An 8689-nucleotide genomic window follows, 5' to 3' on the forward strand; every position below is an offset into this window, starting at 1 on the left:
CGGGCCGGGCGCCGAGCCCCCGGCGGCCGTGTGCGCGACCGTGGCGGTGAGCACGGACGCGAGCACCACCGCCACCGCGCGCCACTGCGCCATCGGGTCGCAGTAGCCGTTCACGACGTAGAACCTACGTCACCGCTCCCTCACCCCGCCGACCTCCCCGGCCGCCGTGGCGAGCGGTCAGGTGGTGCGGGTGTGGGCGTCCATGTCGTCGACCTTCATGTCGTCGACCTCCATGTCCCAGACGGGTGGCCCGTCCGGGTGGTCGCGGCGTCCGGTCACGTGGAACCCGTGCCGTTCGTACAGCCGCACGTTCCGCTCGTCCGAGGTCTCCAGCCGTACGGCACGGGCGCCTCGACGTGCCGCCTCGGCGAGCGCGAAGACGATCAGGGCGCTACCGAGCCGTCTGTCCTGCGCGGCGGGGCGTACGCCGACGGTCTCCAGGCTCCACCCGTCGTGCGGCGGCGATCCGTCGCCCAGCCTCCCGATGCGATCACCGTGCAGGGCCACGATCTGATCGACGGCCGCGTCGTCGGGGTCCGGCGCGTCCGGGGGCAGGAGCGCGATCACGCCATACCGGTCCTCGGTGACCGCGACGATCCCGTGCCGGTGGGCGTGCTCGAGATAGAGCTGCTGCAGTGTGAGCAGGCGCTCGGCGTATCCCTCCTCCGGGATGACGTGTCGGGTCCAGGGGTAGTCGGCGAACGCCTGGGCCAGGGTCTCGGCTGCGGGGGCGAGATCGTCCGGTGAGGCGAGGCGGGGGTCACTCATTTTTGGGCTCCTGCGGGTCGGATCATCGCGGTGGATTCCTGGCCGGACCCCGTGGGCACCGTGCCCACGGGGAGGAAGCCGAAGCGTTCGTACAGCCGGCGGCTCCCCGGGGTGGTCGCCTCGAGGAACACCGGCTCCGGCCCACCCTGGTCGATGATGTCCAGGCGGTGGCGCAGGAGGGCCGACCCGATCCCCTTCCCGCGGGCCCGGGGCCCGGTGGCGATGTCGTGGAAGTACCAGTGCGGTTCCGACGGCCGATGTGCGTCGACAGCGCGGGTGTGGGCCGCTCCACGGCGCGCGGTGGGCGAGATCAGCAGCCGGAAAATCGCCGCGCCCCTCTTTCCCCACCGCGACCATCGTCCCGCCTCGCGGTGGGGAGGCTCCCAGAGCAACGCCCCCAACGTCTGCCCGTTCTCCACGGCCACGTCGACCCGGTCCGGGTGTCGACTCACCTGGCGCCGGTAGTGCGCGGTCAGGCGCGCTGGCCGTGAGGCCTCGTCGGGGAAGAACTGTGCCCACGCCGGATCGGCGCCGAACGCCTGCCCGAGCATCTCCCCGATGGTCTGCGCATCGGAGGCCGCCGCCGGTCTGACTTCCACCATGACTTCCTCCCTCGATCTCTGCTTATTCTACAATGTAGAAAAATCGTGTCGGGCCCGTCGGCCCGAAAGTGGGGGGACTGATGGTCGAGCGCGACGCCGGACGTGGGCCCAGGGGGTTGTCCCCCGCCCGGATAGTCGAGGCGGCGGTCGGCGTGCTGGAGGAGGGCGGGCAGGAGTCGTTCAGCATGCGCGGTGTGGCTCGCGCGGCGGGGTGTGACGCGATGTCGGTGGCCTATCACTTCGGGTCCAAGCAGGGACTTACCCGGGCCATGGCGTCGTGGCTCGACGGTCAGGTGCGGCCCGCCCCGCCCGGGGCGCCCTGGCGGGCGACACTGCGCCACCTGGCGGAGCAGTACCGCGCTCTGGCCGGGGCCTATCCCCGGACGTTCCCGCTGCTCCAGCAGTTCACCCACACCGGGTCGGCCGACTACGCCACGACGGAGGTGGTCCACGCGGCGATGCTGGGCGCCGGGGTTCCGCGTCCGCAGGTGGTGACGGTGACGGTGGGCTGGTACGCGACCGTCCTCGGACTGGCCACGGCGGAGGCCCTCGGGATGGTCGCTCCCGTGGACGAGGCCACCGCGGCGGAGATCGCGGGGCTGCCCGCCGCGGACTATCCGCTCACCACGGCGTTCCTGGACGACTATCGCGGGATCGACCCCGGCGTCGTCTTCCGCACCGCCGTGGAGCTGATGCACGACGGGATCGAGCGGCTGGGCGGCGGCGCGGAACCGGGCGGTCCACCGATGTCCTGAGCGCCGCAGCGTCCGTGAGGGCCTCAGCCCTCGGGGCTGCGCAGCGGCATCTCGTGGATCTCGCGGACGAACTCAGGCAACGGGGCCCCGGTGCGCAGGACGGTGGCGATCGCCGGATCCGCCAGGTGGAGCCGGCCCACCGAGATGAGGTCGAACTCGCCGGCCTCCAGGCAGCCCGCCACGGCATCGATGTTGTCCGCGGTGTGGGCGGGCGCCCCGGACTTCTGCTCGCGGAGAGAGGCCCCGATCCCCACCCCTCCGACCGCGCCCGTCGGCAACCCGGTCAGACGGCGGGCCCATCCGGCCAGGGACACCTCGCCGTCGTCGCCCTCCAGGTCCGGGAATGCCGGGTCGTTGAACCGCCTGGTGGAGGCGTCGAGCAGGTCCACCCCTGCGTCGGCGAGGGCTCCCAGGTACACGCCCAGCTCCTCGGGCGTGGTGGCCTTGCGGGCGGTGTAGTCCTGCTGGGTGTGCTGGGAGAAGCGGTAGAACAGCGGGGCGTCGGGACCGATCGCCTCGCGCACCCCGGCGACCACCGCGGCGGGGAACCGGCTGCGCGACGCCAGGTCGCCGCCCCAGGTGTCGGTCCGCCGGTTGGTGTCGGCCCAGACGAACGAGTCGAGGAGGTACCCGTGACCGCCGTGGAGGGTCACGCCGTCGAATCCGGCCTCCATCGTCAGCCGGGCGGAACGGGAGAACGCGTCGATCACCGCGGTGATGTCGCCCTCGGTCATGGGCGCGACCTCCGGCGACCACCGGGCGACGCTCCGCTCGGAATAGGTGGTGACGCCCGGGGTGCCCCACCGTCCGGACGGTCGCATCGGGTGCATCTCCATGAGCCGGTCCCGATTGGCCCGGTCGAAACGGGCGTTGGCGCCCCAGAGCGGGCCGACGTGCCACAGCTGCGCGAGGATGCGGCCCCCGGCCGAGTGGACCGCGTCGGTGACCTGCCGCCAGGCGGCCACGGACGCGGGTGAGTCGAGGCGCGGGATCCAGGCGTGGTCCACCGAGGTCGGGTGGTCCACACCGATTCCCTCGGTGACGATCAGCGCGGTCCCGCCGGCGGCGCGGGAGGCGTAGTAGTCGCGGTTCACCTCGTCGGGCAGGGCGTCCGGGCAGCCCATCCGCGTCATGGGCGACATGACCAGGCGGTTGGCCAGTTGCATGGACCTGACCTGCAGGGGGCGGAACAGCGCCTCGCGCGTGGTGGCGACCGATGACGTCATCTCGTGGGACCTCTTCTTCTCCGGTGAGGGCGAGGTGCCGGACCCGGGCCCGGCGACGCCATCACTTGACAACTGTCAATAATAGAGAAGTCCGGCACGGTGTGGAGAGCGATCCGCCCGATCGCCTCCGCCGGGACCAACGGGGTCGGGTACGGGGCCGCGCCTCGCGACATCCGTCGATCCTGCCTCGGGAGAGCCCGTGATCGGCCGCCCGGTCGTCGGAAGGAGGAGGACCCGCCGGGAGGCCCGGCCGATAGGCTCGCGACGATGCGGCCGCCTCCGCGCCGCAACACACTCTGGAGGTCATCTGTGTCCGGACATCTCAGCGGCAAAGTCGTCATCATCACCGGGGCCGGGGGTGGGTTCGGCAAGCTGATCGCGGAGAAATGCGCCGCGGGCGGTGCGCACGTGGTCGGCGTCGATATCGACGCCGAGGGACTCGCCTGCGTGGTCGACGGCATCACGGCCGCCGGTGGTTCGGCGCTCGCCCGGGTCGCCGACGTCACCGACACCGAGCAGGTCAGGGCGGCCGCCTCCGCCGCGGTGGAGGCGTTCGGCGCCATCGACGTCCTGGTCAACAACGCGGGGGTCATGCCGCTGGCCTACTTCGCCGATCACGAGCGGGCGCTGCCCAGGTGGCTCAAGGCCATCGACATCAACATCAAGGGGGTCGTCAACGGCATCTCCGCCGTCTACGACCAGATGATCGAACAGGGGCGCGGACAGGTCGTCAACATCTCCTCGATCTACGGCAATGCCGGGATCGCCGGCTCCGGCGTCTACAGCGCGACCAAGGCCGCCGTCACCACCCTCTCGGACTCCCTGCGGATGGAGACCAAGGGCAGGATCAAGGTCACCACGGTCAAGCCGACCGGGGTCGCCGGCACCAACCTCGCGAGCTGGATCGTCAACGACAAGGCGATCACCGGAATGGTCGGCCAGCGCGCGGACACGTTCCGATCGAACCTGGCGGCGTTGGCCGCGGGCGACCTGCCCGCGGACTTGACCGACGCCGATTCGGTCAAGTACTGGCTCATCACGCCCGACGACCTGGCAGACGCGGTGGTCCACGTGATCGACCAGCCGTGGGGCATCAGCATCAGCGACATCACGGTCCGGGCGAGCGGCGAGGACTACCTCTACTGAGCCGGGCCCGCGCGCCTCACCGACCTGCCCCCAGGGTGCGGCGCCCCGGTCACCGACGCTGAGGGACGAGCGACCACCGGCTCCCCGCACGATCGGGTTGTCCTGAGCGATCGGGCAGCCCCGTGCCCTCGGGCACCCCGGAGCGGCCGAGCAGCCCGGCGTTGGCGTCGGCGAGCAGTGCGTCGACCGTCTCGCGGGCGCAGGTCTTGTTGGACCCGATGAACCCCCGGGGACCGCGCTTGATCCACCCGACCACGTAGGCGCCGGGGACCTCGGACCCGCCGGGGTGGTCGAGGACGCGGCTGTCGCGGTGGGGGATCGTCCCGGTGACGGGGTCGAACGGCACGCCCGGCACTGGCACCCCGCGGTACCCGACCGAACGCAGGACCAGCCCCGCGGACAGGACCTCCTCGGTTCCCGGGCGGGGAATCGCGCGCACGTCGCCGTCCAGGCTGGTCAACTCCGTCCCCGCGATCCGCAGTCCCTCGACGCGCTCTGTACCGACGACCTCCACGGGTGCGGTCTGGAAACGCAGGACGATCCGCGGGCTACCGGTCCGCGGCGCGCGGGCGGCCACCTCCGCGAGGCAGTCGAGCATGAGGGATCGCTGGGGATCGGACTCCGCTCCCGGGTCGATCCCGTCCGGGGCGTCGACGCGCAGGTCGATGTCGTCACGCGAGGCCAGTCCGACCAGCTCGGGAAGGGTGAACGCGGCCTGGGCGGGCCCGCGTCGACCCAGCACGACGATCTCCCGGATGCGACTGTCCCGCAGGGCCTTCAGGGCGACAGGGGAGATGTCGGTCGCGGCGAGGGACTCCGCAGGGGTGGCGAGGATCCGGGCGACGTCGAGGGCGACGTTGCCGTTGCCCACGATGACGGCCCGCTCGTGGTCGAGCGGGACCCGGGCCTCGACGTGGTCGGGGTGGCCGTTGTACCAGGACACCACCTCCGTGGCGGACATGCTCCCGGGGAGCCCGGTGCCCGGGATCTCGAGGGGGCGGTCGGTGCTGGCCCCGGTCGCGTAGACCACGGCGTCGTGGGCGGCGGCGAGCTCGTCCACGGTGACATCCCGGCCGATCTCCACCCCCAGCCGGTAGGTGAATCCGGCCTGGGCCTCGATGAGCGCGAACAGGTCGGTGACCGACCGGGTCCTCGGGTGGTCGGGGGCCACGCCGTGCCGGGCCAGGCCGTGGGGGACGGGCAGGCGATCGAAGACGGTCACCTCGACGCCCGGCTGCCTGAGCAGCTCGTCGGCGGTGTACAGAGCGGCGGGGCCGGCTCCGACGATCGCCACCCGCAGTGGCTCCCCCGCGGGGCCGCGGTCCCGCACCAGACGGCGGATCGGGGGGACCGGCGCCTGGGGCGGGTACGGGCGAGACGGCGTGCTCAACACGGCGTTGAGGTCGAGGAAGACCTGCTCGCCAGGGGCGAGGCGGTCGTCGGGGACGATCGCCCCGACCGGGCACGCTCCCACGCACGCCCCACAGTCCACGCAGACGTCCGGGTCGATGTACAGCATCTCGGCGGTGGCGAAGTCCGGCTCGTCCGGAGTCGGGTGGATGCAGTTGACCGGGCACGCGTGGACGCAGGACGCGTCGGCGCAGCAGGCCTGCGTGACGACGTGGGGCATCAGACGGCGGCGGCGTACGAGACGGGCGGCTCGCTGCGGTAGCGGGAGGCGCGGCCGTCGATCTTCAGCGCCCGCCAGACACGCCGTGCGAGGGGGTTCATCAGTCCGGACTGCTCCGCGAGCATGCGCACGTCGGAGAAGAGGTCGGACAGGAACTCGCGGGAGCGCGGGCTGTCCCAGTACAGCTCGTCGATGACCTCGCGGGGAACGTCGAACTCGTCGCGGAACTCCTTGGTCGGCTTGAGGATGGCATCGCACAGCACCCGCATGATCACGGGGAACGCCAGGGAGACCGCGAAGATCTGACCGCGGCTCATCCGGGGCGCGTGGCGGGCGACGTAGGTGTGCGCGAAGGAGATGTGCCGCGCCTCCTCGGCCACGTGGATCTCCATGATGCGGCTCAAGACGGGCGGGAGCTCGTCCGCGCCGCGCAGGATTTGCTTCTGCGTGTGGTCGATCGGCTCCTCGCCGGCGAGGACGCCGATGAAGAAGCCCACCGGGGTGAGGGAGGCGAACCACGGGATGATCGGCGAGACCCGGCGCATCCAGCGGGGCAACCCGGGTACGTCGGCACCGATGATGTTGACGCCCTGCTGGAACATCTGGGTGTGGTGGCACTCCTCGGTCGCCTCGTGGGTGAGGTACCGGAACTCGGCCGACCCGTTGTCCAGGTTCGCGATGTACTGCATGATCCCGCGGATCAGGATGTTCTCGAACTGCAGCCCGACCTTCATGATGTTGGCCTGGCGCCACAGCCCGATCTCGATCTGGGTCTCGACGGGCAACGCCTGGTACCAGGGGTGGGCGCCCAGCGGATCCACGTCCGCGGGCAGGACCCAGCGCTCGTCGGTGCGGTCCACACGGAAGTCGGGGTGATCCCAGGGGACGTCGACGAACGCGTCGAAGTGGCGTCGGACCGACGCCTCGGACAGGCGGAGGAGGGCGGCGTCATACTCCTCGCGGGAGCTGCTCGGGGTCGGGGCCGCAGTCGGGGCCGAGGGTGAGGGGGCGGTGGTGGGCGTGGGTGCGGTCATGGCGATCCCTTTCGTTTCCGACGATGTGGGTCGGAGAGAGCCTCGGAGTACAGAGTGACATTTGAGGTCTCTTTGTAACTGAGGCTAGGCAGCGCGGGCCCTCGTGTCAACGCCCGGGCGCCTACCGCCTACGCACCGTCGGAATGTCCCCGCCCACCGCGGAGTTGTGGGCCCAGGTGCCTCCTGGCGAACTCCCGGGCCACGTCGGGGTCGTCCAGATCGATGGTCGTGGAGGGGGTGAGGACGAATGAGATCACCAGACGGACGGTCACCTCGGCGGCCACGAGCAGTTCGTCGTGCGACCGGGAGTCGTCGAGGCTGGTGGCCATCTCCGAGGCGAGGAACTCGGCACTGCTACTGACCAGGGGTTCGGCCCGGACGGTGAGATACGGGACGGCGACCTCGGGTTCACTCTCGAGGAGCCGGTTGAGCAGCCCGTGGGCGCGCAGGGTCTCGACGGTGTAGAGGAAGCCCTCGGTGAGCTTGGACTCCACGTCGTCGTACCGGTCGATCTCCTGCTTCAGCCCGGCCAGGATGCGTCCGGACTCGCGGAGCAGGACGGCGTTGATGAGCTCCTGCTTGTTGGCGAACCGGCGGTAGAGGGTCATCCGGGACAGGCCCGACCGCTGCGTGATGTCCCCCATCGTCGACCGGGTCACGCCGAAGAGCTCGAACTGCCGCACCGCCGCGTCGAGGAGCTTCTCCCCGATGTCGTCCGTGGTGCCGCTCGGCACGTGGCGGTCCAGGGCGGCGCGGATGAAGGTCGCGGCGGTGAACGGGAGATTCGCGGGCATCGGTCGATTGTCCCTCACCGGGCGCGCTCGCGCCGGGGTGTGGAATGACCCGGTGTGGCGGGACCCGGGACGTCGCGTCCGGACCACACCGTCAGTCCCCGAGCGCGCGACGGATGGCGTCGTCGATCCCGGTCATCTCCCACCCCGGGGGGAGCAGGTCCGTCGCCGGGCCGGCGGCCACCATCTCGTGGCGGAGACTCTCGATCAGCCCGGCGACGGTCCCGGCGTCCACGTCCATGAGCGGGGACAATCCCGCCGCGACCAGATCCCACGGCACCCCGAAGACCGGGACGCGGAGTGTCGGGAGCCCGGCGACCCGGGAGAACCTGCGCAGCAGCGCGGGGTAGGTCAGCGCCTCCCCGCAACCGAGGTCGCCGTGCCCGGTGCGGGGAGCCACCTCGAGGGCGTGACACAGGGCCTCGACGACGTCACGCTCGGCGACCGGCTCGACGCGGCCGCCGCGCATCCAGCGGGGGACCGGTTGGACCGGCAACCGCTCACACAGGGTGCGCATCATCTCGAAGCCCACCGAACCGGAGCCCAGGACGATGCCGGCCCGCAGGGTGAACACCGGCGTTGGTCCGTCCGAGAGCAGGTGTTGGACCTCGAGTCGGGAGGACATGTGCCGGGAGAGAGGCTCCCCGGGGCCTCCGGACGGGGCGAGCCCGGAGACGTACACGCACCGCTGGACGCCGGCCGCGGCCATCGCGTCGCGCATCGCGGACGCGCCCGCC

9 protein-coding genes are annotated in these 8689 nt (G+C 71.5%); 2 read left to right on the forward strand and 7 right to left on the reverse strand.

Annotated elements, in window-relative coordinates; genetic code table 11:
• Nucleotides 1–177: 177 nt before the first annotated feature.
• Both G6028_RS05265 and G6028_RS05270 read right to left on the reverse strand, forming a co-directional pair.
• The gene (locus G6028_RS05265; protein ID WP_179523824.1) at nucleotides 178–768 is read right to left on the reverse strand and encodes a GNAT family N-acetyltransferase; all 591 of its coding nucleotides are present in this window, start codon (nucleotides 766–768) and stop codon (nucleotides 178–180) included.
• A complete protein-coding gene (locus G6028_RS05270; protein ID WP_179523823.1) occupies nucleotides 765–1370 on the reverse strand; it encodes a GNAT family N-acetyltransferase in 606 nt (201 codons plus the stop codon). The genes G6028_RS05265 and G6028_RS05270 overlap by 4 nt, the downstream gene beginning before the upstream one ends.
• Before the next feature lie 80 nt (nucleotides 1371–1450).
• Here G6028_RS05270 and G6028_RS05275 point away from each other — a divergent pair, with 80 nt between their 5' ends.
• Nucleotides 1451–2125: a TetR/AcrR family transcriptional regulator gene (locus G6028_RS05275; RefSeq protein ID WP_179523822.1), complete on the forward strand. Its 675-nt coding sequence runs from the start codon at nucleotides 1451–1453 to the stop codon at nucleotides 2123–2125.
• A gap of 23 nt (nucleotides 2126–2148) precedes the next feature.
• Here the strand turns inward: G6028_RS05275 and G6028_RS05280 are convergent, their stop codons facing one another.
• On the reverse strand, nucleotides 2149–3351 hold the full coding sequence (locus G6028_RS05280) for an oxidoreductase (RefSeq protein ID WP_182658254.1): 1203 nt from the start codon (nucleotides 3349–3351) through the stop codon (nucleotides 2149–2151).
• A gap of 309 nt (nucleotides 3352–3660) precedes the next feature.
• Here G6028_RS05280 and G6028_RS05285 point away from each other — a divergent pair, with 309 nt between their 5' ends.
• The gene (locus tag G6028_RS05285; protein WP_182658255.1) at nucleotides 3661–4497 is read left to right on the forward strand and encodes an SDR family NAD(P)-dependent oxidoreductase; all 837 of its coding nucleotides are present in this window, start codon (nucleotides 3661–3663) and stop codon (nucleotides 4495–4497) included.
• Nucleotides 4498–4546: 49 nt separating this feature from the next.
• Here the strand turns inward: G6028_RS05285 and G6028_RS05290 are convergent, their stop codons facing one another.
• From G6028_RS05290 to G6028_RS05305, 4 genes are all read right to left on the reverse strand, one after another.
• Nucleotides 4547–6127 (reverse strand): FAD-dependent oxidoreductase, encoded by a 1581-nt coding sequence (locus tag G6028_RS05290; RefSeq protein ID WP_241730558.1) that lies wholly within the window; start codon nucleotides 6125–6127, stop codon nucleotides 4547–4549.
• Nucleotides 6127–7161, reverse strand: coding sequence for an AurF N-oxygenase family protein (locus tag G6028_RS05295; RefSeq protein WP_182658256.1), 1035 nt, complete (start codon nucleotides 7159–7161; stop codon nucleotides 6127–6129). The genes G6028_RS05290 and G6028_RS05295 overlap by 1 nt, the downstream gene beginning before the upstream one ends.
• 128 nt (nucleotides 7162–7289) lie before the next feature.
• Nucleotides 7290–7955: a TetR/AcrR family transcriptional regulator gene (locus tag G6028_RS05300; RefSeq protein WP_241730559.1), complete on the reverse strand. Its 666-nt coding sequence runs from the start codon at nucleotides 7953–7955 to the stop codon at nucleotides 7290–7292.
• Between the two features lie 91 nt (nucleotides 7956–8046).
• Nucleotides 8047–8689: Rossmann-fold NAD(P)-binding domain-containing protein (locus tag G6028_RS05305; RefSeq protein ID WP_182658257.1), on the reverse strand; the 643-nt coding region annotated here is incomplete at its 5' end.

Origin of the sequence: Dietzia cercidiphylli (genome assembly GCF_014145145.1) — a bacterium.
Classification (GTDB): domain Bacteria; phylum Actinomycetota; class Actinomycetes; order Mycobacteriales; family Mycobacteriaceae; genus Dietzia; species Dietzia natronolimnaea.

What these genes read in the sequence shown, in the direction of transcription:
- G6028_RS05265 (WP_179523824.1), bottom strand. Translation starts at nt 768, where the DNA reads ATGAGTGACCCCCGCCTCGCCTCACCGGACGATCTCGCCCCCGCAGCC.
- G6028_RS05270 (WP_179523823.1), bottom strand. Translation starts at nt 1,370, where the DNA reads ATGGTGGAAGTCAGACCGGCGGCGGCCTCCGATGCGCAGACCATCGGG.
- G6028_RS05275 (WP_179523822.1), top strand. Translation starts at nt 1,451, where the DNA reads ATGGTCGAGCGCGACGCCGGACGTGGGCCCAGGGGGTTGTCCCCCGCC.
- G6028_RS05280 (WP_182658254.1), bottom strand. Translation starts at nt 3,351, where the DNA reads ATGACGTCATCGGTCGCCACCACGCGCGAGGCGCTGTTCCGCCCCCTG.
- G6028_RS05290 (WP_241730558.1), bottom strand. Translation starts at nt 6,127, where the DNA reads ATGCCCCACGTCGTCACGCAGGCCTGCTGCGCCGACGCGTCCTGCGTC.
- G6028_RS05295 (WP_182658256.1), bottom strand. Translation starts at nt 7,161, where the DNA reads ATGACCGCACCCACGCCCACCACCGCCCCCTCACCCTCGGCCCCGACT.
- G6028_RS05300 (WP_241730559.1), bottom strand. Translation starts at nt 7,955, where the DNA reads ATGCCCGCGAATCTCCCGTTCACCGCCGCGACCTTCATCCGCGCCGCC.